General features: G+C 33.9%; 22 protein-coding genes. 16 read left to right on the forward strand and 6 right to left on the reverse strand.

Annotated features, from left to right (window positions below; genetic code table 11):
• Positions 1 to 159: 159 nt before the first annotated feature.
• From L3V46_RS00345 to L3V46_RS00365, 5 genes are all read right to left on the reverse strand, one after another.
• On the reverse strand, positions 160 to 849 hold the full coding sequence (locus L3V46_RS00345) for an FKBP-type peptidyl-prolyl cis-trans isomerase (RefSeq protein ID WP_034614777.1): 690 nt from the start codon (positions 847 to 849) through the stop codon (positions 160 to 162).
• 46 nt (positions 850 to 895) lie between these two features.
• The gene (locus L3V46_RS00350) at positions 896 to 1,603 is read right to left on the reverse strand and encodes an FKBP-type peptidyl-prolyl cis-trans isomerase (protein ID WP_004723516.1); all 708 of its coding nucleotides are present in this window, start codon (positions 1,601 to 1,603) and stop codon (positions 896 to 898) included.
• Positions 1,604 to 1,794: 191 nt separating this feature from the next.
• Positions 1,795 to 3,990, reverse strand: coding sequence for a polysaccharide biosynthesis tyrosine autokinase (locus tag L3V46_RS00355; RefSeq protein WP_239044675.1), 2,196 nt, complete (start codon positions 3,988 to 3,990; stop codon positions 1,795 to 1,797).
• 21 nt (positions 3,991 to 4,011) lie between these two features.
• The gene (locus tag L3V46_RS00360; RefSeq protein ID WP_004823623.1) at positions 4,012 to 4,440 is read right to left on the reverse strand and encodes a low molecular weight protein-tyrosine-phosphatase; all 429 of its coding nucleotides are present in this window, start codon (positions 4,438 to 4,440) and stop codon (positions 4,012 to 4,014) included.
• Position 4,441: 1 nt separating this feature from the next.
• A complete protein-coding gene (locus L3V46_RS00365) occupies positions 4,442 to 5,542 on the reverse strand; it encodes a polysaccharide biosynthesis/export family protein (protein WP_239044676.1) in 1,101 nt (366 codons plus the stop codon).
• A 397-nt stretch (positions 5,543 to 5,939) separates the two neighbouring features.
• Between L3V46_RS00365 and rfbB the strand changes: the two genes are divergently transcribed.
• The 16 genes from rfbB (at position 5,940) to galE (ending at position 22,196) form a co-directional block, all read left to right on the forward strand.
• On the forward strand, positions 5,940 to 7,010 hold the full coding sequence (gene rfbB / locus L3V46_RS00370) for a dTDP-glucose 4,6-dehydratase (RefSeq protein ID WP_239044677.1): 1,071 nt from the start codon (positions 5,940 to 5,942) through the stop codon (positions 7,008 to 7,010).
• 15 nt (positions 7,011 to 7,025) lie between these two features.
• The gene (gene rfbD / locus L3V46_RS00375; protein WP_035371330.1) at positions 7,026 to 7,934 is read left to right on the forward strand and encodes a dTDP-4-dehydrorhamnose reductase; all 909 of its coding nucleotides are present in this window, start codon (positions 7,026 to 7,028) and stop codon (positions 7,932 to 7,934) included.
• The gene (gene rfbA / locus L3V46_RS00380) at positions 7,931 to 8,833 is read left to right on the forward strand and encodes a glucose-1-phosphate thymidylyltransferase RfbA (RefSeq protein ID WP_004823628.1); all 903 of its coding nucleotides are present in this window, start codon (positions 7,931 to 7,933) and stop codon (positions 8,831 to 8,833) included. Before rfbD ends, rfbA begins: the two co-directional genes overlap by 4 nt.
• A gap of 66 nt (positions 8,834 to 8,899) precedes the next feature.
• Positions 8,900 to 9,469: a dTDP-4-dehydrorhamnose 3,5-epimerase gene (rfbC, locus tag L3V46_RS00385; RefSeq protein ID WP_004823629.1), complete on the forward strand. Its 570-nt coding sequence runs from the start codon at positions 8,900 to 8,902 to the stop codon at positions 9,467 to 9,469.
• 56 nt (positions 9,470 to 9,525) lie between these two features.
• Positions 9,526 to 10,788, forward strand: coding sequence for a flippase (locus L3V46_RS00390; protein WP_239044678.1), 1,263 nt, complete (start codon positions 9,526 to 9,528; stop codon positions 10,786 to 10,788).
• The gene (gene wecB, locus L3V46_RS00395; RefSeq protein ID WP_004823631.1) at positions 10,785 to 11,921 is read left to right on the forward strand and encodes a UDP-N-acetylglucosamine 2-epimerase (non-hydrolyzing); all 1,137 of its coding nucleotides are present in this window, start codon (positions 10,785 to 10,787) and stop codon (positions 11,919 to 11,921) included. The genes L3V46_RS00390 and wecB overlap by 4 nt, the downstream gene beginning before the upstream one ends.
• Positions 11,922 to 11,931: 10 nt before the next feature.
• A complete protein-coding gene (locus L3V46_RS00400; protein WP_004823633.1) occupies positions 11,932 to 12,987 on the forward strand; it encodes a hypothetical protein in 1,056 nt (351 codons plus the stop codon).
• A 108-nt stretch (positions 12,988 to 13,095) separates the two neighbouring features.
• Positions 13,096 to 13,938 (forward strand): hypothetical protein, encoded by an 843-nt coding sequence (locus L3V46_RS00405; RefSeq protein ID WP_004823634.1) that lies wholly within the window; start codon positions 13,096 to 13,098, stop codon positions 13,936 to 13,938.
• 46 nt (positions 13,939 to 13,984) lie between these two features.
• Positions 13,985 to 15,040, forward strand: coding sequence for an EpsG family protein (locus tag L3V46_RS00410; RefSeq protein ID WP_004823635.1), 1,056 nt, complete (start codon positions 13,985 to 13,987; stop codon positions 15,038 to 15,040).
• On the forward strand, positions 15,030 to 15,854 hold the full coding sequence (locus tag L3V46_RS00415; RefSeq protein ID WP_004823636.1) for a beta-1,6-N-acetylglucosaminyltransferase: 825 nt from the start codon (positions 15,030 to 15,032) through the stop codon (positions 15,852 to 15,854). The genes L3V46_RS00410 and L3V46_RS00415 overlap by 11 nt, the downstream gene beginning before the upstream one ends.
• A gap of 5 nt (positions 15,855 to 15,859) precedes the next feature.
• Complete coding sequence (locus L3V46_RS00420; protein ID WP_035371343.1) at positions 15,860 to 16,690, forward strand: glycosyltransferase; 831 nt, start codon at positions 15,860 to 15,862, stop codon at positions 16,688 to 16,690.
• Between the two features lie 16 nt (positions 16,691 to 16,706).
• Positions 16,707 to 17,327, forward strand: coding sequence for a sugar transferase (locus tag L3V46_RS00425; RefSeq protein WP_004823639.1), 621 nt, complete (start codon positions 16,707 to 16,709; stop codon positions 17,325 to 17,327).
• Between the two features lie 24 nt (positions 17,328 to 17,351).
• The gene (galU, locus tag L3V46_RS00430; RefSeq protein WP_239044679.1) at positions 17,352 to 18,227 is read left to right on the forward strand and encodes a UTP--glucose-1-phosphate uridylyltransferase GalU; all 876 of its coding nucleotides are present in this window, start codon (positions 17,352 to 17,354) and stop codon (positions 18,225 to 18,227) included.
• A gap of 14 nt (positions 18,228 to 18,241) precedes the next feature.
• Positions 18,242 to 19,501: a nucleotide sugar dehydrogenase gene (locus L3V46_RS00435; protein WP_239044680.1), complete on the forward strand. Its 1,260-nt coding sequence runs from the start codon at positions 18,242 to 18,244 to the stop codon at positions 19,499 to 19,501.
• Positions 19,498 to 21,159: a glucose-6-phosphate isomerase gene (pgi, locus tag L3V46_RS00440; RefSeq protein WP_239044681.1), complete on the forward strand. Its 1,662-nt coding sequence runs from the start codon at positions 19,498 to 19,500 to the stop codon at positions 21,157 to 21,159. The genes L3V46_RS00435 and pgi overlap by 4 nt, the downstream gene beginning before the upstream one ends.
• Positions 21,160 to 21,176: 17 nt before the next feature.
• Positions 21,177 to 22,196 carry a UDP-glucose 4-epimerase GalE gene (gene galE, locus L3V46_RS00445; RefSeq protein WP_239044682.1) on the forward strand — a complete coding sequence of 340 codons (1,020 nt, stop codon included), beginning with the start codon at positions 21,177 to 21,179 and terminating at the stop codon, positions 22,194 to 22,196.
• A 55-nt stretch (positions 22,197 to 22,251) separates the two neighbouring features.
• Here the strand turns inward: galE and L3V46_RS00450 are convergent, their stop codons facing one another.
• Complete coding sequence (locus L3V46_RS00450) at positions 22,252 to 23,622, reverse strand: phosphomannomutase CpsG (protein WP_239044683.1); 1,371 nt, start codon at positions 23,620 to 23,622, stop codon at positions 22,252 to 22,254.
• Positions 23,623 to 23,876: the final 254 nt, after the last annotated feature.

Genomic DNA, 23,876 nt, shown 5'->3' on the forward strand with positions numbered 1-23,876 from the left:
TGTATGGGATAGAGTTTAAATTCTAAATATAGATACAGTACTGTAAGTTTGACCAAGGATGAATTTACGTCTATGAAATGCGATAAGATTTTTTATTAGAGTATAAAAAACATCGCGATTGAGCGATGTTTTTATTTTAAAAGCTATTTCACCTTTAACTTAAGGTAAAACTTTTAATAGTTCTACATCAAAAATTAATGTGCTGTTTGGGCCAATCGCATCACCCGCACCAATCTCGCCGTAGGCAAGTTTCGCTGGAATAAAGAAACGATATTTCGCACCTTCTTTCATCAGTTGTAAACCTTCAGTCCAACCTTGAATCACTTGGCTAACTTGAAATTCTACCGCTTCATTTCGTGCAAAAGAACTGTCAAATACAGTGCCATCCAATAAACGACCTTCATAGTTTACAGAGACTTTAGATTTTGCAGAGGGTGATTTTCCAGTACCTTGTTGTAAAACACTATACTGCAAACCGCTTGGGCGAGTAATTACACCTGTTTTCTTCGCATTTTCTACAAGAAAAGCTTCACCTTGTTTGGCATTTACATCTGCAGCTTGTTTAAACTCTAGCATTTGTTTTGCTTCGGTTTGCTGTTTATATTGTGCAAGTGCTTTTGCCATTTCTTCATCAGTTAAGCTTGCTTTCTGACCGGTAGAACCTTCTTTGATGCCTTGGATAAAGGCATTTAAATTAATTTGTTTTAAGGTGTCAGCATTGGTACGTCCCATGACATAACCATAGCTATAACCCAGTTGATCTTGTTGGGAGCTTTTATTGTTAATCGGTGCTGAGAAAGCTGCGCTACTCAGCATACTAAGACTAAGCACAATAAGTGTTTTTTTCATAATTAAAATCCAAAAAAGGAGAGTAAATCTCTCCTTTTCTTAAATGTTATTTAACTTTAACAAGTTCAACATCAAAAATTAAAGTGCTGTTTGGAGGAATCGTGCCAGGAACACCTTGTTCACCATAAGCCAATTTTGCAGGGATATATAAGGTTGCTTTACCGCCTTCCTTCATGAGCTGTAAACCTTCAGTCCAACCTGGAATCACTTGGTTTAAAGGGAACTCAACCGGTTGACCACGATCATATGAACTGTCGAATACCTTGCCATCTAACAACTGACCTTTGTAATGTACCGTAACTTGTGAAGTAGCAGCAGGCTGTTTACCTGTACCTTCTTTGGTGATTTTATATTGCAATCCTGAAGCTGTTGTTTTAACACCTTCTTTTTTCGCATTTTCAGCTAAGAATGAGTCATTTGATGAAGCTGTTTCTTTGCTTTGTTGTAATTGCTTTTGTTGCATTTCTTTTTGGAAGTCAACATACGCAGCTTGTAATTCTTCATCTGTATAGGCACGTTGTTTTTTAGCATGACCATCACGAATACCGCTGATAAATGTATTCACATCGACTTCAGGTGGGGTTTGGCTCGCAACTTCATAACCAAGTGCATAACTAATTTTTTCTACAGGTTTAGCATTTTTTGACATTGAATGACTGTTTACATCAGCAGGATGTTGAGATGCATAATAAACAGGTACAAGTGCAGCACCACCTAAGATTACAGCAATTGCGATGGGTAAGGCTTTACTCATAAAAATTTCCAAATTTTAATCTTTTAAGAGGCTAATTTGATCATTAGCATAATCTGCTCAAGCATATAACTTCTTCATCATAAACGATATAGTTATCTGATGGCGACAACTAAAAATATACAGTTAAATTGATCAAAAAATTGACACAAAAAAGCCAGATTTAATCTGGCTTTTCTGCTACTCATTTGATATCAGTCATCTTTTGATACGGTGTAGGCATAAGCATAATTATAGCCATAATTACCTCCAGCAGTTGCTTGAACATCATTGAGAATAATACCATTCACTTTGCTTCCCGCCTGTTCAAAGCGATTGATGGTTAATTCGAGTTCTTTCATCTGTGTTTTTGCATATCGTGCAACCACAAGATTTACACCTGCAAATTGAGAAATGATGATGCCATCAGTTACTGCTAAGATAGGCGGTGTATCGATAATAATATGATCATATTGCTGGGAAAGCTGTTCCAATAATTCGCTAAGACGATCTGAACTAAGCATTTCAGCAGCATGACTATGGTTTTTACCGCGTGGCAGAAAATCTAAATGATTTACAGTATTTGAATGAACAATGCATTGCTCAAGCGAACTTTGACCTGCTAAATACTCAGTTAAACCTGGTGAAGTGTCATGACTAAAATATTTATGTAAATACCCTCGGCGTATATCGGCATCAATCAACAAAACTTTCTTATTCCCTTGTGCAAAAATTGCGGCAAGATTGGTCGAAATAAAAGATTTACCAATTTCTGGAGCAGGTCCTGAAATCGCAATAATATTATTTTTTGCATTATTTAAAGCAAAGTGGATGGTGGTACGAATACTACGCAAGCTTTCAATCGCAATATCTTCACTATTTTTAGCCGCAAGAATCGGAATTGACTTTTTCTTTTTCAGTAACTGTACACGACTTTCTTGAATCGGAGAGCGAGGCACAGTAGCATAGACAGGTAGATCAAGTTCATTTTCAATTCGGCTTGAATCTTTAATCCCTGATGAAAGCATATTACGGAGTAATGCAATCATTACTCCAATAAAGCCACCTAGAAAAATGGAAAGAATTAACACAATCAATTTTCTTGGCTTAATCGGCTTAACAGGTTCTACTGCAGTATCAATGATACGAACATTACCGATTTCACCTGCTTTGACAATTTTTAATTGCTGGTAACTGTTTAATAGAGAGGTATAGAGTTCGGTATTGACTTTAACATCGCGATAGAGTTGTAAATATAAGCGTTGAGTTTCAGGTAAGCGTCTAATGGCTTGGTTAAGTTCCGTAGATTTTTTATCAATTGCAGTGAGTTGCGCGTTGATCTCTGTCATTAATGGATGATCAGGGGTATATTTAGCAGAATATTCAGCTTGTTTTTGCTTTAACTCTATCCGCATTTTCTCCAATTCAACATTTTGCTTTAGCATTAACTCGGATTCTTGAGTGACATCAACAGTATTGTATTGTTCACGGAATTTATTAAATTTAATCTCAGATTCTTCAAGTTGCTGTTTAAGCTCTGGCAGTTGCTGATCAAGAAAATTTAATGTTTGTTTAGACTCTAAGGTTTTTCGTTCAATGTTCTGTTCATGATAAACGCTCAAAATATTATTGAGAACTTGAGTAATATGCTGTTGATCATTTCCGCTATAACTGAGACCAATAACCCCCGTCATTTTGCCTTTTTCAGCAACTGAATAATTTTCTTGTAGGAGTTTAACAGCGGAAGGTAGTGCAAATTTAGTGATGGTAAAGTCTTGCTGAAAAGGGTTTAAGCTATTAATTTCAACTGACCACAAGCCTTTATTATCTTGAGATTGATTGAGCTGGTTGAATATACCTTTAAATACAACTTGGTCTTTATAAGTTAAACTAAATTGCTTTTTATCTATAAATTTTAAAATGAGCTTTTTATCATAGTAATATTCAGGGATATTTAATTTTAAAATAGAAAAACTAGACTGATTTTTTCGAAAATCGACTGCTTTAGCACTATAACTGAGCTGAGTTTTTTCTTTGGAAATTAACTTATGTAAAAAAGTATTTTCATTATCTTGAATTTGAATATTTAAATTCAAATTATTAATCACTTTTCCAAGCACAAGTCTAGAATTTAAGATCTCAATTTCAGCATCAGCAGGGGACTTTTGCCCCAAGCCACCAGCAACATCTTTGAGTTCACCCATAAGGGCGGCTGAAGCTGCACTTTTACCATCCTCTACCTGAACCATTGCATCAGTAGAATAGACCGGTGATGTTACACGTAAATAAAGTAGAGCACAGATTAAAGTTAAAATGACACAAAGCGCAATCACTTTCCATTGAGCGATTAAAGAGAAAAATAACTCTTTTAAGTCAATCGTATCATCATTAGTTTTTGAATTTTGGTTCATAAGTAAACAACTAATTAAAATTTATAGATGTGATTGCCAGTCATTGGCATAAACTTGAATATTTTTACACGTTTCATCAAAAAAAGCTTGATCATGTTGGTATGGGTCAGGCACATTTTGACTTTGCCAATGCCCTAAACGAAACACTTTACCTTTAGCAAACGGCCATTTTTGCTCAATATGTTGAGATTGATTTTTACTCATCACAAGAATCAGATCGGCTTTTTTAATCAATTCAGCATTAATTTGTCGCGCAATATGGGAGCGCATATCAATATTTAAAGCATCCATACAGGCAATTGCTTTATCATCAGCTGAATGCCCAACCATCGCAGAAAGTCCCGCTGATTCTATATTTAATTTGGGATAACTTTGCTTTAAAAAGAACTCCGCCATTGGGCTACGACAAATATTCCCAACACAGACGACTAATATGTTTTGAATCTGCATCTTATTTACCCAATTGATCAAAACTGTATAGAGCGCTTGAGAAGGGAACTACTTGATTCATAATACGTTGCCAACGAGTCAAACCAGTAGCATCAATATAGACAATATCATTTTTTTTCATCGCAAATTGATTGGCTAAGGCTAAATTACCTAAGCTACTTAAATTAAGATGATAAATTGTAGATTGCTTAGTGCTAAGGTCAGTACGCATCACATAAATTCGTGCAGCACTTGCTGAATATGGATTGATGCCTTCACTTTCACCAAGTACATCACTTAAGGTCATACCCTGGTCGCGAAGTGTTAGGGCTTGGCTGCGACTTGATTCACCCATGACATAGAGCTTTTGATCTTGTTTGGTATTAACGAAAATGGTGTCATTAGGCTGGATTAATAGTTGATGTAAGGAGAATCCTTGTTTTTCGAGCTGAATGGTATTTAGATTATAAGTTTGCCCATTTCTAATCAGTTGAATGTTGGTCGTATCACCTGTTTTAGTGTCTATACCACCCGCTTGACCCAAGGCAGTGTAGATACTGATCGGTTGGTCGTTTAATGTATATTGACCGCTGCGTATGACTTGGCCATTGACAAAATAGCGGCGACCTTCATAAGACAGTACTCGAACTACAACATCAGGATGCTTTAGATATTTAGCAAATTGATTATGTAAAAAACGATTAGTTTCGGCTAAAGTTTTACCTGCAATATGCACTGAACCCACTAAAGGTAATTGAACATTACCATTTGGATCAATGGGATAACCAACAGCTTTAATGTTGGTTGCATCTTGGATTGGTGGGGTAATTTCAGGATACGCCCAAAGCTGAATTGAAAGAACATCACCAGCGCTTAAACGATAAATATTTTGTGAGCTATTGAATAACGATACAAGATTATTTGAACTTAATTGGCTAGTTGTATTTAGATTTGGAATATTATTTTGATTCAGTTGTACAACGGAAAGTTCGGCACCTTGATCAGTTCTATATTGACCTTGTTCAGGCAGATCATAGGTTTGAAGTCCTGAAGTGATCGCACAACCAGAAAACGAAATCGAAATCGCTAAAATTGTAAACAGTGATGTGTACGGATACTTCACATTCAAAACCCTTATTTTATATTGCGTTGTTGCTTAGAATCTCATCTTGAAAGCGAATTGTAAGCTAAAAAAGTCAGGTTGGGTATCTTATTGTTAAGGGGTAATTGTATTAAAACCGAAAAAGAAGTGTGTTGACTTGTATCTATTCAATGATTTTGTAATTTAAAAAGAATAAAGTAATTCATTAGGAATTTGAACAGTGATGAAAGTCAAAATTATTTGGCTTTGTTTGATGCCGTTTAATATATAATTTTAGCTTGAGTTTGGATATAATCTTTTAGTATGAAAATGGATAGAAATTATCCTTATGTAAAAAAGATTTTGGTGTTTTGATGAGCTTGTTGTTGGAACATTTTAACTATTAGATTTATTAAAAAATGATTTGTAGGATTAGGGTATGAGAGTTTTGGTTACTGGTGGTGCAGGGTTTATTGGATCAGCAGTGGTACGATATATTATAAAAAATACAAAGGATGAAGTATTAAATATTGATAAGCTGACTTATGCTGGCAATCTAGAGTCTTTAAAAGAAGTCGATCCAGATTCACGTTACCAATTTAAGCAAATTGACATTTGTGATGCTGAAAAATTAACTCAAATTTTTGCTGAGTTTAAACCTGATGTGGTGATGCATTTAGCTGCTGAGTCACATGTGGATCGCTCAATCGATGGGCCTGCTGAGTTTATTAACACTAATATTGTGGGTACGTATACCTTATTGGACGTAGCTCGAAAATATTGGTTAGCGCTCAGTGAGCCGCAAAAACAACAATTTAGATTTCACCATATTTCAACTGATGAAGTATATGGTGATTTAGACGGGACTACTGATCTGTTTACTGAAACAACAGCTTATGCACCGAGCTCCCCTTATTCAGCAAGTAAAGCCAGCTCAGATCATTTAGTTCGAGCGTGGCAAAGAACTTATGGTTTGCCTACTATTGTGACCAATTGTTCAAATAATTATGGTCCTTATCATTTTCCTGAAAAATTAATTCCATTGGTGATTTTAAATGCATTAGATGCTAAGCCTTTGCCTATCTATGGAAAAGGCGATCAAATCCGTGATTGGTTATTTGTCGAAGATCATGCACGCGCACTTTATAAAGTTGTTACGGAAGGTGTAGTAGGCGAAACTTACAATATTGGTGGGCATAACGAAAAACAAAATATACAAGTTGTAAAAACAATTTGTAAAATTTTAGATGAGTTAAAACCACAATTAAATGGGCAGAGTTACGAGACACTGATTACTTTTGTTAAAGATCGTCCTGGGCATGATTTACGTTATGCGATTGATGCAAGTAAGATCAAGAAAGATTTAGGATGGGTGCCTGAAGAAACATTTGATACAGGGATTCGTAAAACTGTGGAATGGTATTTAGCCAATCAAGAGTGGGTTGAAAACGTTCAAAGTGGTGAATATAAAAATTGGGTTCAACAACAATATCAAGCCGAAAAAGCTTAAGCTTTGAATAATATGATGAAGATTTTATTACTTGGAAAAAATGGACAGGTTGGTTGGGAATTACAACGAGCTTTACAACCACTTGGCAGTGTTATCGCGCTTGATCGTGCTGTAAATGAAAATAATTTGAGTGGCGATTTAGCCGATTTTGACCATATTCAATATCTCATCGAAACTGTTAAGCCGAATGTTGTTGTAAATGCCGCTGCATATACAGCAGTTGATAAGGCTGAATCTGATCAAGAAAATGCTGATTTAATTAATCACTTAGCTGTAAAGAATTTAGCAGAAATTTGTAATGATCAGAATTGTTTACTTATTCATTATTCAACAGATTATGTATTTAATGGGGAAGGTGAGACAGCTTGGTCTGAAAGTGATCAGACTGATCCAGTAAATTTTTATGGTTATACTAAACGATTAGGTGAAGTTGCAATAGAGCAAAGCCGCTGTGCCTATATAAACTTTAGAACATGTTGGGTCTATGGGTCACATGGTAATAATTTTATAAAAACTATGCTGAAATTAGCATCGAATCGTGAAGAATTAAGTATTATCAATGATCAAATTGGTGCGCCAACAGGGGCTGCATTGATTGCAGATATTACTTCTCAGGCTTTAAGATTTTATTCACTTAGCTCTTTAGAACAACAAAAAGAACTATGCGGGCATTATCACCTTGCCGCTTTAGGTGAGTGCTCATGGTATGAGTATGCGCAGTTTATTTTCGAGTTAGCAAAGCAAAAAGATCAAAACTTAGCAATTCAAAAAGTCAATGCGATTAAAACAACAGCATATCCTACACCCGCAAAACGCCCATTAAATTCACGATTGAATACCAATAAATTACAAACAAATTTTAAAATACATCTACCTGATTGGAAGCTGGGTGTAGCACAAGTTTTAGAGGAAATAACTCAATGAGCCAATTAAAACGTAAAGGTATTATTCTTGCTGGTGGGTCAGGAACACGTTTGTATCCAATTACAATGGGTACATCAAAACAACTTCTCCCAATTTATGATAAGCCGATGATTTATTATCCTTTATCAGTCTTGATGTTGGCTGGAATCAATGAAGTTTTGATTATTTCTACCCCTGAAGATTTACCTAACTTTGAAAAATTATTAGGTACAGGTGCAGAGTTGGGGATGAAACTGTCTTACAAAGTACAACCTTCACCTGATGGCCTAGCTCAGGCATTTATTTTAGGTGAAGAGTTTATTAGAGATGATAACGTATGCCTCATTTTGGGGGACAATATTTTCTATGGACAGAGTTTTGGAGTGCAGTTAAAGCGAGCTTCTGAACGGCAAACTGGTGCAACTGTGTTTGGATATTATGTCAATGATCCTGAACGTTTTGGTGTGGTAGATTTTGATGTAACTGGTAAAGCAATAAGTATAGAAGAAAAGCCAGAACAACCGAAATCAAATTATGCAGTAACTGGACTTTATTTTTATGATAATAGAGTAATTGAAATTGCAAAAAATATAAAACCATCACACCGTGGTGAACTGGAAATTACGGATGTAAATAATGTTTATTTGCAACAAGAAGGGCTTAATGTAGAACTTCTTGGTCGTGGGTTTGCTTGGCTGGATACAGGTACACATGACTCATTATTGGAAGCAAGTCAATTTGTCCAAATAGTTGAACATCGACAAGGTTTGAAAATTGCTTGTTTAGAAGAAATTGCCTTTAATAATGGTTGGATTGATACAGATCAGCTATTTGGTAGAGCTAATTTCTTTAAGAAAACAGGGTATGGTCAATATTTATTAAAATTGCATCAAGAACAGCAAAAGAAATCAAATGTTTGAAGTATGTTGAGCTTAAAAGCATAATTTTTTGCATTAAGCTTAGCAATCTAAAAAGAGATATAACCAATGAATGTAATTGAAACAAAGATTAAAGGTCTTTTAATATTTGAACCTAAAGTGTTTGGTGATGATCGCGGTTGGTTCATGGAGAGTTTTAATCAAAATGCTTTCGAACAAGCGCTTCTACAACGCGGGTTAGATATTCCTCAATTTGTTCAGGACAATCACTCTTACTCGCAAAAGGGGGTCTTGCGCGGCTTACATTATCAATTAAATCCATTCGCACAAGGTAAGTTGGTTCGAGTTGTGCAAGGGCGTGCTTGGGATGTTGCTGTTGATATAAGAGAAGATTCAGAAACATATGGGCAGTGGGTTGGGGTGGAGCTTTCACCTCAAAATCATAAACAATTTTGGATTCCTGAAGGTTTTGCACACGGATTTTTGGCACTGGAAGATAATACTCAATTTTTATATAAGACAACGAACTATTATCACAAAGAAAGTGAAGGTGCAATTGTGTGGAATGACCCAACAATTGGAATTGAGTGGCCATTAAATGATATTCAAAATGTTTTGGTAAGTGAAAAGGATGTTATAGCACCTAGATTTAATGATGCGAAAATATTTAAAAACTAAGTTTTTTACTCGTTAAAGTATTCTAAATGTAAAAGAGTTTAATGTGAGTAGTAGAGTTGTTAGCAAAATTTAATAGACTAATAGATAACGAAGAGAAAAAAAGATTTTTGGGAAACTTTTTTTCTTTAGCTATGTTGCAGGGGATGAATTATATATTACCACTCCTTAGCCTACCTTATCTTGTACGAGTTTTAGGTGCAGATAAGTTTGGATTATTGGCTTTTGCGACAGCTATTATAGGCTATTTTATTGTTTTAACAGATTATGGTTTCAACTTTACTGCAACAAGAGAAGTTACACTTCATCGTGATGATAAGGATAAGTTAAGCGAAATTTTTAGTTCAGTAATGATCATTAAATTTTTACTTTTTGTCATTTCATTTTTTATACTTACTCTTTTAATTATACTATTTAAAAAGTTTAGTAGTGATCCTTGGTTATACTATTTGACATTTGGAACAGTGCTTGGACAAATTCTATTCCCTGTATGGTTTTTTCAGGGTGTAGAGCAAATGCGCTATATTACTATTATTAATATAGTTTCTAAAATTTTATTTACAATTGCTATTTTTGTATTAGTTAAACAAAGTTCTGATTATTTATTGGTCCCATTGTTGACTTCGTTGGGAGCAATATTTGCAGGAATTTACTCTTTATTTTTAGTTTATAAAAGGTTTGATATAAAATTCAAGATTCAAAAGATACATATTTTGATTAGTTATTTGAAAGGCGGCTCAAATTTATTTTATACATCAGTACTTGGAAATTTACTGACTTCATCTGGAACGGTGATTCTATCTTTTGTATCAACAAATACAGTAGTTGGATATTATTCGGCAGCAGAAAGACTATTTAGAGCGGTAGTAGGTTTATTTGCACCGATTACACAAGCACTTTACCCCATAAGTTGTAGAAAGGTTATGTATGAAGAAACAGCAAGATCATATATAAGAAAAATAGCACTTATTATTGGGGGGATGGCGTTTTTTATAGGAACAACAGTTGCTATTTTTTCCGAAAAAATAATCACTATTGTTTATGGTGGTGCCTTTCCGTCTTATAGTTACATCTTGGCAGTTATGATGATATGGTTGTTTTTTGGTGTTATCAATAACATTATTGGCATACAATATTTATCTGCTTCAAGAAAAGATAAATTTTATACATTTTCATTCGTTGTGGCTGGACTGGTTACAGTGTTGTTAAATTTAGTATTAATTCCGCATTTATTGATCAATGGTGTGCTTGTTGCAATGATTGTTGGGGAAATACTTCTAACTATTTGTATGTTAGCACTGATTTTTAGGTTTAAATTATGAAAAAGATTCTCATTGTTTTTGGTACCCGTCCAGAAGCAATTAAAATGGCTCCATTAGTTAAAGAGTTCAAAAAAAATAATAATTTTGAAACGAAGGTCTGCGTAACTGCTCAGCATAGACAAATGCTAGATCAAGTCTTAGATATTTTTGATATCGTTCCAGAGTACGATTTAAATATTATGAAAGCAGGGCAGGATCTATATGATATTACAGCAAATGTTTTAGTAGGCATAAGAGGAGTTTTGGTTGAGTTTAAACCTGATATAGTATTTGTGCATGGCGATACTTCTACCACATTTTCTGCTAGCTTGGCAGCTTTTTACTCTAAGATTAAAGTTGGCCATATTGAGGCTGGTTTAAGAACTTTTGATATTTATTCTCCATGGCCTGAGGAAGGAAATCGTCAACTTACAGGTGTTTTATCAAATTACCATTTTGCACCCACACAACAAAGTAAAGATAATTTATTAGGAGAAGGAAAAAAAATTGAAAACATTTATGTGACAGGAAACACTGTTATTGATGCTTTGAAATATGTTTTGCGAAGAATTGAGCACCAACCAACTTTAAAGGAGAAAATTAAATCAAATATTTGTAGTCAATACAGACTAGATGAAACACGAAAGATTATTTTAGTCACAGGACATAGGCGTGAAAATTTTGGTCAAGGGTTTATTGATATATGCGAAGGTTTAAAGGAAATAGCTCAGAAAAACCCTAATGTTGATATTGTATATCCTGTACATTTAAATCCAAATGTGCAAAAACCTGTCAACAAAATTTTATCTGATATTGAAAATATTTATTTGATAGAACCATTGCAGTATGAAGAGTTCATTTTTCTAATGAATCAAGCATATTTTATTATTACGGATAGCGGTGGCATTCAAGAGGAAGCTCCATCACTTGGAAAACCAGTGCTGGTAATGCGTGATACAACTGAACGTCCAGAAGCAGTCGAAGCTGGTACAGTTAAATTGGTAGGCTGTGATAAAGTAACTTTAGTGAATGAAGCACAAAAACTTCTTCATGATAATGAAGAATATGGAAAAATGGCTCGTGCTCATAATCCATATGGTGATGGTAATTCATGTTCTAGAATCGTTGAAATCTATACTGATTTAAGTAAATGAGATTAGCACAATGATATTATTTTTAAGTAAATTTCCACAAACTGAAGCAGAATATCGTGATGGCTTTTTTCAGAGAGTAGCAAGTATTGATCAGTTTTATCAAAGAGATGAGAGAATTTATTTAGATATAAGTTTTTTTCATAATTGGAAAAAAGAAGTTTCGAAGAGCGACTTAAGGATGGAAGTTTCTTGTAATATACTATTGCACTTTTTTTTTATACTAAATTGTTTTAATAAGTGTTCATTTGTGTATATACAATCAATTTATAATGCAATATATACTATTCTTTTTATTTTAATATTTAATAAATTCTTTGTTTTAGATCTTCATGGTGTTGTTCCTGAAGAGTTAATGATGAAGAATAAGAAGATTCATACATTAGTCGCTGAATTTATAGAACGTATGTTGTTTAAAAAGGTAAACGTGTGTATTGCTGTGACCAATAAAATGGTGATGCATTATAAGAAAAAGTATCCATCGAGTGGGTGTCAATATATTGTATATGCAATTCTTCCTAGCCATTTAAAGAAAAAAGTAATTTATGATAATGATTCCTTATCTGACAAAGTAGAAATAATATATAGTGGAAATGCGCAAATTTGGCAGAATATAGATCTTATGCTAGAAGCAATAAAGAATAATTTAGATAATAAATTTAGATTTACAATATTAACAGGTGAGCCAGAACAAATTTTAAATAAAGTAAAATATTTTCAGATAGATGCTAGCCAATTGTTGATAAAATCAGTAAAGCCTAATGAATTGGAAAGTTATTATCGAAAAAGCCATTATGGGTTTGTTTTAAGAGATGATATTTTAGTGAACCAAGTTGCCTGTCCGACAAAAATTATTGAATATTTGACCTATGGTATCATTCCTATTGTGCTTTCAGAAAAAATAGGTGATTTTGAGGATTATGGCTATGAATATATCAAGTTAAATGAGTTAAATAATCAATTACCTTTACGAAAAAGCATGAGAAATCTAGAAGTAATTCAAAAAATATTTGATAATAATGATTACGATCTAAAAGTAGAGATTGATAAATATTTAAAGATGTCTTGAAAACATTTTTAAATACTAGTTTTTGGAAATGATAGTATAGGGTTTTTCTATCATGGCATAATTTGAATTCATCTTTTTAATATTAAAAGATGAGGTTAGGTGGGTTTTATGAGTTTATCAGTAAGGTTGTTTAATAAGGTACATCATTTTATTTTAAGTTTGAATAGGATTAATAAGCAAAAAAAATTCTTGGAAAATGAAGTTCCAAAAAAATTTACTATAGAGCCATCTATAGGAAAAAAGAAAATTTTACTCATTGGAATTTATTTAACTGATTATCCAAATCAAGCAATTCATTTAATTGGTCAATTTTCTAAATCAAATGAACATATTGTTGATCAAAAATGGATTGCAATAGGTGGAAATGAAGTTTCAGAAGAACTGAAACCCTATACAATTTTACATTTAAAAGACAAAACACCTAAGTTTAAACTTTTAAATCAAATACTTTCGGATATGAATTTAAAGAATTATGATTATTTGTTAGTCACTGATGATGATATTGTTGTTCACGATCAATTTTTAGATGTGTATATTGATAGAATAGATAGATATAATCTAAAAATAGCTCAACCTTCTCGGACAAGGCATAGTTTTAATATTCATAAAATTGTTTTACAAAATAAGAATACTGTTGCACGGGTTACTAATTTTGTAGAAATTGGTCCTATTTTCTCATTTCATTCTTCTATATTTCAACATGTTTTACCGTTTCCCGTAGGCGCTGAGATGGGATGGGGTTTAGATTACATTTGGCCAAAAATTGCTGAAAAATATAAATTTAAAATAGGTATCGTTGATGAAATTGCTGTAGATCATAGCTATAGACCACAAAGTAAAACTTATTCAAATCAAACGAGCATTGATCAAATGAATATTCTTTTAAAAAATTACAGTCATAACTACTTTGAAAGGAAGAAAAATATTGAAGTGTTTGCATTTAAAAAGTAGTATTAGAAGGATATAGTATTTAATGAAAATGAATTGAGAAGACTGAATGTTGGTGATTCGTAAGCATAGGATATTATTGATAGCTTTTTTTGCTATTGCACTAATAGTAACTTTTCGAGGTGGAACGAGAGATACTTATAATTACAAATATGTGTTTGAACACTTAGAGTATTTAAACTTAAGTTCAATTAGTGATTTCTATCTTGAATCGGGGATGGAGATTGGATATGGCTATCTTAGTTATATTCTATCTTTTTTTATTAATGATTATAAAATTGCATTTTTTATAATTTCTTTTACTATTCTATATTCTATATATAAAATATCGATAACTTTAAAAATTAATACATTTATTTTTTTTCTAGTATATATATTTAGTTATTATTTTTTCATGCAACAATTTATGCAAATTAGACAAGGATTTGCAACAGCTCTCGTTTTTTTGGGAGCATTATTGTTTTTCAATAAAAAGTATTTTTTAAGTATATTATTATTTTTAATAGCTTGTTTTTTTCATCAATCAACATTTGCTTTTATAGCTTTTTTTCTCGCTTATAATATTGTAGTACCTTTTTTTGAAAAATACAAAAAAAATATTTTATTATATATAGTTGTAATTTCTTCTGTAGCGATAGTTTGTAAGTCTGTTTTATTGATTATTCCTAATTATTTTATAAGATTAGCATCTTATGCTGGTAGTGATTATTCCGAAGTACTAAGCCCTTTTCGATTAACTTCTTTACGCTTCTATTTTCTGTTTTTATTTTTCTTATTTTTTTATTCAAAATATTTTAAGTCTAATATTAATGATGAGAATTCAAAGCTAATTAATTCTTTTTTATTATTTTCACTAATTTCTTATGCTGTTGGATTAGGTGTTAGAATTGGTTTTAATGATTTTGCAATACTAAGTACTAGGCTTTCAGAATTTTTCCTGTTTTCAGAAATTTTTCTGATTGCCTTTATATTTTCTAAGAAAAGTAATGATTTAAGATATATGCTTTTACTTGTTATTTATCTGATTTTTCAAATTATAATTGTCATCAATCAATTTGATTATGTTTTTTCTGATTATTTTAAGGTTATTAGATATGTTGGATAAACACTGTTTTTTAATATTAACACATAAGTCTATTGATCATATTTATACTTATGCTGAGTATTACAAAAATTGTAATTTTTATGTTCATGTTGATAAAAAAATTGATATTAATTGTATTAAAAGTAAAGAATTAAAAAATGTTTATTTTATTGATGATGCTAATAGAGTTGATGTGAATTGGGCAAGCTTTTCGATGGTTCAAGCAACATTGAATTTGATGAAATTTGCATTAAAACACGACTCTAAAAATGGTTTTTTTCATTTAATTAGTGGTGATGATGTTATTTTTGAGTCATTTGATAGAATTAAATTTGATATTAATAAAATCTATATAGAGTGCTATGAGTCACCAAGGCATCGTTATAGAGTACGTTTTAATACAATGCATGCTGGTACAAGGATTCAAAGAAATATAATTGGGAAAACATTAACTATTTTATATAAGTTGTTAGATAGGCTATTACTGACTTCTGAAAAATGCTATTTTGGTAGTCAATGGTTTTCTATTTCTAGATCAGATTTAGAAATAATAATATTTTCTAATATTGATCAGGAAATAAATTTTTTTAAAAATAAACTTTGTCCTGATGAGCATTTTTTTCAATATCTAATTTTAAAAAATGGATTAAAGAACAAGGTGGCAAATGAAAATAAACGCTTTATTGTTTTTGATGAAAAGTATCAAAAGGGTTCAAGTCCAATTTTTCTGAATTTTGAAACTTTAAAAGAAAACAACAATAAATCATATTGGTTTTCTAGAAAAGTATTGCCTAATGATATTATAAAATTTTTACAAATGAGAGGTATTGATTAAATATGATGTCATTTTCAATATTATTATCTCTTTATTATAAAGAAAACCCTTCCGCATTGGATCAATGTTTTCAAAGTATATGGAATGATCAAAGAATTCATCCTAATGAAATAGTTTTGGTATTAGATGGGCCTATTGGTGATCAGTTAAGTCAAATTGTTTTATCTTGGCAGAGAAAAATTGGCGAAAATTTAAAAGTTATTCCGTTAGAACAAAATATTGGTCTTGGAAATGCTTTAAACGAAGGTTTAAAGTATTGTTCAAATGAATGGGTTTTTCGTATGGATACCGATGATATTTGTACGCCAGATCGCTTTGAAAAACAAGTTGCTTTTATTGAGTGTAATCCAGATGTTGTGCTATTTGGTGGACAAGTTTTAGAGTTTGAAAATGAACCACGTGATTCTCAAGTTTTAAAAACTGTACCAACATCAAATGATGAAATTCGACAATTTGCGCAGAAACGTTGTCCATTCAATCATATGACTGTGGCTTATAAAAAAACTGTGATAAATGAATTAGGTGGATATCAACATCATTTATTTATGGAAGACTATAATCTTTGGCTACGAGTTATTGGTGCAGGCTATAAAGTAGCCAATATGTCTGATATCATTCTTTATGCACGAGTAGGTAATGGTATGCATGCACGTCGTAAAGGGTTAGAATATATTAAAAGTGAAAAGCAATTACTAAATTTAAAAAAACAACTTAAGTTACAAAATCCAATTCATGCTAACATGTTATTTCTAATAAGATCAGCACTTAGGTTGGTACCTAGTTCACTGTTAGGAAAATTTTATAATACTTTTCTGCGGAAAAAAGTTAAAAAATAGAGTGGTAAATTAAGTAATGAAAAGATTGGTAGATATAGTTATATCATTGACGGCATTAATGATTTTGTCGCCTATTTTTTTATTTGTTGCTTATAAGGTGCGCAAAAATTTAGGGTCTCCTATATTCTTCTATCAAGAGCGACCAGGAAAGAACGGTGAACTTTTTAAAATGATGAAGTTTCGTTCAATGAAAGATGCCAACGATGCGAATGGTAATCCCTTACCTGATGAGCAACGTATCACGCCTTTTGGGCAAAAATTACGTTCAACCAGTTTGGATGAAATGCCACAACTGATCAATGTTTTAAAAGGTGATATGAGTGTAGTTGGACCACGACCAATGCTGAAAGAATTTGTTGAGCTTTATTCACCTGAACAAGCACGTCGTTTGGAAGTCCGTCCTGGTATGACGGGTCTTGCACAAATAAGCGGTCGTAATGAATTGGACTATGAAGAACGTTTTAAGTATGACGTTTGGTATGTCGATAACCTAAGCCTATTGGTTGATTTTAAAATTATGTTTAAAACAGTTTCTGTCATGACAAATCGAGAAGGCATCAATGCGCCTGGTCATGTTGGTCCTTCTCTTTTCAAAGGGAATGAATCAGATGCAAAAAATGATGAAGTAAAGTCTTAAATTAATAAATTGAAGTTTTAAGTTATGATCAAAAAAGCCATTTTACCTGTTGCCGGTTTAGGGACACGTTTCTTACCAGCAAGTAAATCAATTCCTAAAGAAATGGTGACTGTTGTAGATCGTCCTGCAATTGAGTATGTTGTTAAAGAAGCTGTAGCTGCAGGAATCGAGCAAATCATTTTAGTGACGCATTCTTCTAAAGCATCTATAGAAAATTATTTTGACCGTAATTTTGAATTGGAAACCACCTTAGAAAATAAGAAAAAAATTGATCTACTTAAAGAAATTACTGAAATTTTACCTAAACATGTCAGTGTAGTGAGTGTACGCCAGCCTCAACCATTGGGTTTAGGTCATGCTGTTTTATGTGCGAAATCAGTAATTGGAAATGATGACTTTGCTGTGTTATTGCCAGATGTTTTAGTGAAAGAAAAAAGTACAGAAAATGATTTAGCGCGAATGATTCATCGTTTTAATACATCTAAAGCATCGCAAATTATGGTAGAGGCTGTTCCTGATGATCTTGTGGATCAATATGGTATTGTAGATGTTGCGTCTTCACCTGTTGAGGGTGAAAGTATCGTGATGAAAGGGATTGTCGAAAAGCCTGCAGTCGGTAGTGCGCCTTCAAATTTATCAGTGGTGGGACGTTATGTGCTTCCTGCTAAAATTATGCAATTACTAGAACAGACACCTAAAGGTGCGGGTAATGAAATTCAATTAACGGATGCCATTGCCGCTTTACAAAAATTAGAAAATGTCGAAGCGTATCGTATGAAAGGTCAGACCTTTGACTGTGGTAGCAAAATTGGTTATTTAAAAGCAGTATTACACTATGCTGTGGAGCATCCTAAGTTGGGTGAAGAATTTAAATTGCTCATCAAAGAATTGAATTTATAATAATTGGATCTGATATGAATATTTGTGTATTTGGCACAACACTTCAAGCTGGCGTACTCGCTGGCTTGTTTGCTGAATATGGGCACCACGTGTATTGGTGCCCCCAAGTAGGCGCTGATCATCAATCCTCAGTACACTATCAAGATGAAGATCTAAATCAACTCATTCAAAAACAGATTAAGAACAATTCAATTCAATTGGTCGGGTTAAAACAACTTCAATTACAAAGTGAAGTTTTTTTATTTAGTTTTAATCCTTCTGAATTTGATCAAGCCAAACACTTGGCTGAAGAACTAAAACGATTTCCTATTATTCATCCAAGGCTGATGATTAATGGTTCTACATTCGGTTTGCAAGGTACTGAAGAACTGAAACAAATTTTAGTGGCTGATCATTGGGCGTATTTGCCAGACACCATTCAAGAAGGTAATGCGATCCAAAGTTTTATTGACTTAAAGCAAGTAATTGTGGGTGTAGATCAATCTGCGACACAGCAGATTATCAAAGAATTATTAAGACCCTTTTTTCAGTTAAAACATCAATATTTGTTTATGCCATTTTTAGATGCTGAATTTACCAAGTTGAGTATTTCAGGCATGTTGGCTACACGAATCAGCTATATGAATGATATGGCACAAGTCGCTGAAAAATTAAGTATTGATATTCATAATGTTAAACAGGGATTGGCATCTGATAGTCGAATTGGGGCATCATATTTATCTGCAGGTGTTGGTTTTGGTGGAGAAAATTTCTCCCATGATATTTTAACCTTAACCGGTACAGTGGCGGGTTCAGGGATCAAAAGTCAATTGCTGGATCAGGTTTGGAATATCAATGAACAACAAAAAGAAATTTTATTTAGAAAACTCTGGAATTACTATCAAGGGCAGTTAACAGGTAAAGTTGTGGCGATTTGGGGGGCTTCTTTTAAAGAAAATACCTCGAGTATTGAGAACTCACCAATTCATGCCATGCTTGCAGCGCTTTGGGCACAAGGCGCAATTGTACAGTTACACGATCCACAAGCCTTAGAGCGAGTAGCAAGCTTCTATGGCGAACGTGCTGATTTGATTTTATGTCATGATCAATACCAAGCCGTAGAAAATGCACATGCATTGTGTTTATTGACGGCTTGGAAGCAATATTGGAGTCCTGATTATTCACAACTTTTACAGAAAATGGCCCATCCTTTGATTCTCGATGGTCGTAATATGTTAGATCCAGATTTCGTCAAAGCACAAGGTTTTGCTTATCAGGGTGTAGGGCGAGTATGAAAAATTCTATATTAGGCAATGATCAAAGAGAGCAGCATTTAGTACGATTGCAAAATCTTGCTACAGAACAACAGCAATTGCGTTTAACCGATTTATTTGAACAAGACCCACAGCGTTTTGACAAGTTCTCAGTACATTTTAATCAACTGAGTTTTGATTATAGTAAACATCGTATTGACCAAAATACATGTGATGCTCTGTTTAAATTTGCAGATTCAAAACAATTAACGCAATGGATCAAACGTTTATTTACTGAAGAATCGATCAATTATACGGAAGACCGAGCAGCAATGCATTGGGCACTGCGCTTACCGAAACATGATCAAGATTACCCTGAACTGGCTGAATTGGTACATCAACAATTAGATCGCATGTATCAGCTTGTTGACAAAGTCCATGCAGGACAATGTCGTGGTTCGACAGGTGAGGTGATTCAAGATGTAGTCAATATTGGTGTAGGTGGTTCTGATTTAGGACCGTTGATGGTAAGTCATGCCTTATCAGACTATAAAGTCAGTACTGCTAAACCATTAAAAGTACATTTCGTTTCAACTATGGATGGTAGTCAGCTTTCTGATTTACTACATCAATTACGCCCTGAAACCACCTTATTTATTATTTCGTCCAAGTCTTTTGGAACCATTGATACTTTATCTAATGCTCAAACAGTTCGTCAGTGGTTAGAAAAAGATTTGGGTACGCAAAACAGTGTGATCCAACATCATTTTATTGGGGTTTCAACCAAGCCTGAGAAAATGACAGAATGGGGTATTTCGCCAGAAAACCAGTTCTTACTTTGGGATTGGGTCGGTGGTCGTTACTCGTTGTGGTCATGTATTGGTTTACCGATTGCATTGCAGATTGGTGTTGATGGATTTAAACAATTGCTTGCAGGTGCTTATGCAATTGATCAGCATTTTCAGAAAGCGTCATTTGAACAAAATATTCCCGTATTAATGGGTTTACTTGGAGTCTGGAATAATAATTTTTTAAATATTCAGACCCATGCGGTATTGCCTTATGATGGCCGCCTAAAATATTTTGCTTCTTATTTACAGCAACTTGAGATGGAATCGAATGGAAAGTCGATTCAAAGAAATAATCAAAAAGTTGATTTAAACACCTGCCCAATTGTTTGGGGCGAAGTGGGTCCAAATGCGCAACATGCTTTTTATCAGCTCTTGCATCAAGGAACGCATGCAGTCAGTTGTGATTTTATTGCGCCAGTACAGCGTTATAATTCGAATCAATTTACCTATGCAGAAAGTGCAGAATCCTTAATTGAGCAACATCATTTGGCTTTATCCAATTGCTTGGCGCAGTCGCGATTATTGGCTTTTGGTAACACAGCATTAAATGCCAATGAATTATCAGACTTACCTGTATATAAACAGTATGAAGGCAATCAACCAAGCTCGACGCTATTGTTGCAAGAACTAAGCCCATATAGTTTAGGAATGCTGATCGCATTGTATGAGCATAAAGTGTTTGTGCAATCGGTCATTTGGAATATTAATCCATTTGATCAATGGGGCGTTGAAAAAGGCAAAGAAATTGCCAACCAATTACTCCCCATCCTCAATGGTAAAGAAAAAGACGTGTCTCAACTAGATGCTTCAACACAAGGTTTAATTAAGATCTTGCTGGGTAAAGAGTAGATATACTGGAAAAATTTATGGCAAATATTTTAGTAACAGGTGGTGCAGGTTATATTGGATCACATACCTGTGTGGAGTTACTTGAGGCTGGGCATGAGGTTATTGTTCTAGATAATCTATCAAATAGCTCAGAAGAATCATTAAAACGTGTCCAAGAGCTGACTGGGAAAACACTAAAATTTGTTCAAGGTGACATTCGTTATCAAAATGATTTAGATCAAGTTTTTTCAAGCAATAAAATCGATGCTGTGATTCATTTTGCAGGTTTAAAAGCAGTGGGTGAAAGTCAACAAGTTCCACTAACTTACTTTGATCATAATATTGCGGGATCTGTACAATTGGCACAAGCGATGCAAAGAGCGGGTGTTTTTAATTTAGTTTTTAGCTCGTCTGCAACTGTATATGATGAAGCGAATATTTCTCCTTTAGATGAAAATATGCCAACAGGCATGCCTTCAAATAACTATGGTTATACCAAGTTAATCGTTGAGCAATTGTTGGAAAAGCTATCAATTGCGGATGAGCGTTGGTCGATTGCACTCTTGCGTTATTTTAATCCTGTTGGTGCACATAAGAGTGGTCGTATTGGAGAAGACCCACAAGGTATTCCAAATAATTTAATGCCTTATGTCACTCAAGTTGCTGTTGGGCGTCGTGATAAACTTTCGATTTATGGTGATGATTACGACACTGTAGATGGTACAGGGGTGCGTGATTATATCCATGTGGTTGACTTAGCCAATGCGCATTTATGTGCTTTAAATAATCGTTTAGCTGCTCAAGGTTGCCGTGCTTGGAACATTGGTACAGGAAATGGTTCATCTGTACTTGAAGTGAAGAACACTTTCGAACAGGTGAATGGCGTTTCTGTTGCATATGAAATTGCACCGCGTCGTTCGGGGGATGTCGCAACCTCATTTGCAAATAATGTACGTGCAATTAAAGAATTAGGTTGGACGCCAAAATATACTTTGGAAGATATGTTGGCAGACAGTTGGAATTGGCAAAAACAAAATCCAACAGGCTATCAAGCATAAATTTAACAGTAAAAAATAGGCGCATTAAGCGCCTATTTTTTATCGCCATTTAAAACTAACCCTGAATCAACTGAGTTAACTCATCTACATAATCTTGCATTGGTTTAGGATTTTTATCTGCACGGCTTTCAATATTTAAGCGTAATAATGGCTCGGTATTTGATGCACGCACATTTAAACGCCATGCACCAAAATCAAGGCTAACACCGTCTGTTTGATCAATTGCAGGGTTTAAATTAGCAAAATGATCGAAGATTTTTTGAATGGTTTTTTGCGTATCTTCGACTTTAAAGTTGATTTCACCACTGCAAGGGAAACGTTCAATCATCCCTTCGACCAGACTTGATAACGATTGCTGAGTTTCTGATACCACTAAAATCGCCAATAACCAAGGGATCATCCCGCTGTCACAGTAAGCAAAATCACGGAAATAGTGATGTGCACTCATTTCCCCGCCATAAGCTGCATTGTGTTCACGCATCACATCTTTAATAAAAGCATGTCCAGATTTAGATTGAACAGCAATCCCTTGATACTGCTCAATGATATCCAGTGTATTCCAGACTAAGCGAGGATCATGTACGATTTTTTCACCGGCTTGTTTTAACAAGAAGGCTTGAGCTAATAATCCGACTATATAATAGCCTTCAATAAATTGACCTTTTTCGTCAAATAAGAAACAACGGTCAAAGTCACCATCCCAAGCAATTCCCATATCCGCATGATGTATTAAAACTGCATTGCGGGTGCTATCTCGATTTTCCACTAAGATCGGATTAGGAATACCATTTGGGAAAGTACCATCTGGATGATTATGGATTTTAATAAATTCTACTGGGATATTGAGCGCTTTGAATTTTTCTTCGATTGCGTCAACAACATGACCCGCTGCACCATTGCCCGCATTCATCACCAGTTTAAGCGGGCGGATTTTGCTTGGATCAATATAGGTGAGTAGGTGTTCAATAAATTCAGGGAGGATATTATATTTTTGGGTTGAGCCTTTTTTCTCAACTTCAATGAACTGTTCCGATTCAGCCAACGATTGGATATCTTTTAGTCCTGTATCTGCACTGATTGGTCGAGCATTTTCACGAACCAATTTCATACCATTGTAATCCATCGGATTATGGCTCGCTGTGATTTCAATACCGCCCTGAACATCGAGATGAAAAGCACCGAAGTAAACTTCTTCTGTTCCCGTCATGCCAAGATCAAGAACATCTACGCCAGCATCATTTAAACCATGAATCGTTGCTTGTTTTAAGTCTTCGCTGGTTAAACGGACATCACAACCAATGACAACAGTTTTGGGTTGATAGATTTGACCATAAGCACGGCCTACTTTATAAGCGATTTCTTCATTTAGCTCTGTGCCAAGTTTGCCTCGAATATCATAGGCTTTGAAACAAGTCAGTTTATTCATGTTCATCTTTATATTGTTTAAGGTTGGCTGGTAGTGAAACATCATTTTAACCTTAAAGTGTATAAGAAATTATATTGGAAGATGTAAATTTAGTTTGAAGTACACAATTGCATACGTTTCGATTACGCCAAACCTCAATTTTAATAAGGTGTTTGTTCATCCATGATAATTTGCACATTGTGGATTTACAGCTTTTGAGATGATCTATGTAGAATTTTATAATTCATGTGATAATGTTCACATTTTTTCGCTGT

Source organism: Acinetobacter sp. AG3 (genome assembly GCF_022343575.1).
GTDB classification, from domain to species: domain Bacteria; phylum Pseudomonadota; class Gammaproteobacteria; order Pseudomonadales; family Moraxellaceae; genus Acinetobacter; species Acinetobacter guillouiae.

Excerpts from the sequence above, each read along its gene's own strand:
- L3V46_RS00345 (WP_034614777.1), bottom strand. The coding sequence starts at position 849 with ATGAAAAAAACACTTATTGTGCTTAGTCTTAGTATGCTGAGTAGCGCA.
- L3V46_RS00350 (WP_004723516.1), bottom strand. The coding sequence starts at position 1,603 with ATGAGTAAAGCCTTACCCATCGCAATTGCTGTAATCTTAGGTGGTGCT.
- L3V46_RS00355 (WP_239044675.1), bottom strand. The coding sequence starts at position 3,990 with ATGAACCAAAATTCAAAAACTAATGATGATACGATTGACTTAAAAGAG.
- L3V46_RS00360 (WP_004823623.1), bottom strand. The coding sequence starts at position 4,440 with ATGCAGATTCAAAACATATTAGTCGTCTGTGTTGGGAATATTTGTCGT.
- rfbB (WP_239044677.1), top strand. The coding sequence starts at position 5,940 with ATGAGAGTTTTGGTTACTGGTGGTGCAGGGTTTATTGGATCAGCAGTG.
- rfbD (WP_035371330.1), top strand. The coding sequence starts at position 7,026 with ATGAAGATTTTATTACTTGGAAAAAATGGACAGGTTGGTTGGGAATTA.
- rfbA (WP_004823628.1), top strand. The coding sequence starts at position 7,931 with ATGAGCCAATTAAAACGTAAAGGTATTATTCTTGCTGGTGGGTCAGGA.
- rfbC (WP_004823629.1), top strand. The coding sequence starts at position 8,900 with ATGAATGTAATTGAAACAAAGATTAAAGGTCTTTTAATATTTGAACCT.
- wecB (WP_004823631.1), top strand. The coding sequence starts at position 10,785 with ATGAAAAAGATTCTCATTGTTTTTGGTACCCGTCCAGAAGCAATTAAA.
- L3V46_RS00400 (WP_004823633.1), top strand. The coding sequence starts at position 11,932 with ATGATATTATTTTTAAGTAAATTTCCACAAACTGAAGCAGAATATCGT.
- L3V46_RS00405 (WP_004823634.1), top strand. The coding sequence starts at position 13,096 with ATGAGTTTATCAGTAAGGTTGTTTAATAAGGTACATCATTTTATTTTA.
- L3V46_RS00410 (WP_004823635.1), top strand. The coding sequence starts at position 13,985 with ATGTTGGTGATTCGTAAGCATAGGATATTATTGATAGCTTTTTTTGCT.
- L3V46_RS00415 (WP_004823636.1), top strand. The coding sequence starts at position 15,030 with ATGTTGGATAAACACTGTTTTTTAATATTAACACATAAGTCTATTGAT.
- L3V46_RS00420 (WP_035371343.1), top strand. The coding sequence starts at position 15,860 with ATGTCATTTTCAATATTATTATCTCTTTATTATAAAGAAAACCCTTCC.
- L3V46_RS00425 (WP_004823639.1), top strand. The coding sequence starts at position 16,707 with ATGAAAAGATTGGTAGATATAGTTATATCATTGACGGCATTAATGATT.
- galU (WP_239044679.1), top strand. The coding sequence starts at position 17,352 with ATGATCAAAAAAGCCATTTTACCTGTTGCCGGTTTAGGGACACGTTTC.
- L3V46_RS00435 (WP_239044680.1), top strand. The coding sequence starts at position 18,242 with ATGAATATTTGTGTATTTGGCACAACACTTCAAGCTGGCGTACTCGCT.
- pgi (WP_239044681.1), top strand. The coding sequence starts at position 19,498 with ATGAAAAATTCTATATTAGGCAATGATCAAAGAGAGCAGCATTTAGTA.
- galE (WP_239044682.1), top strand. The coding sequence starts at position 21,177 with ATGGCAAATATTTTAGTAACAGGTGGTGCAGGTTATATTGGATCACAT.
- L3V46_RS00450 (WP_239044683.1), bottom strand. The coding sequence starts at position 23,622 with ATGAATAAACTGACTTGTTTCAAAGCCTATGATATTCGAGGCAAACTT.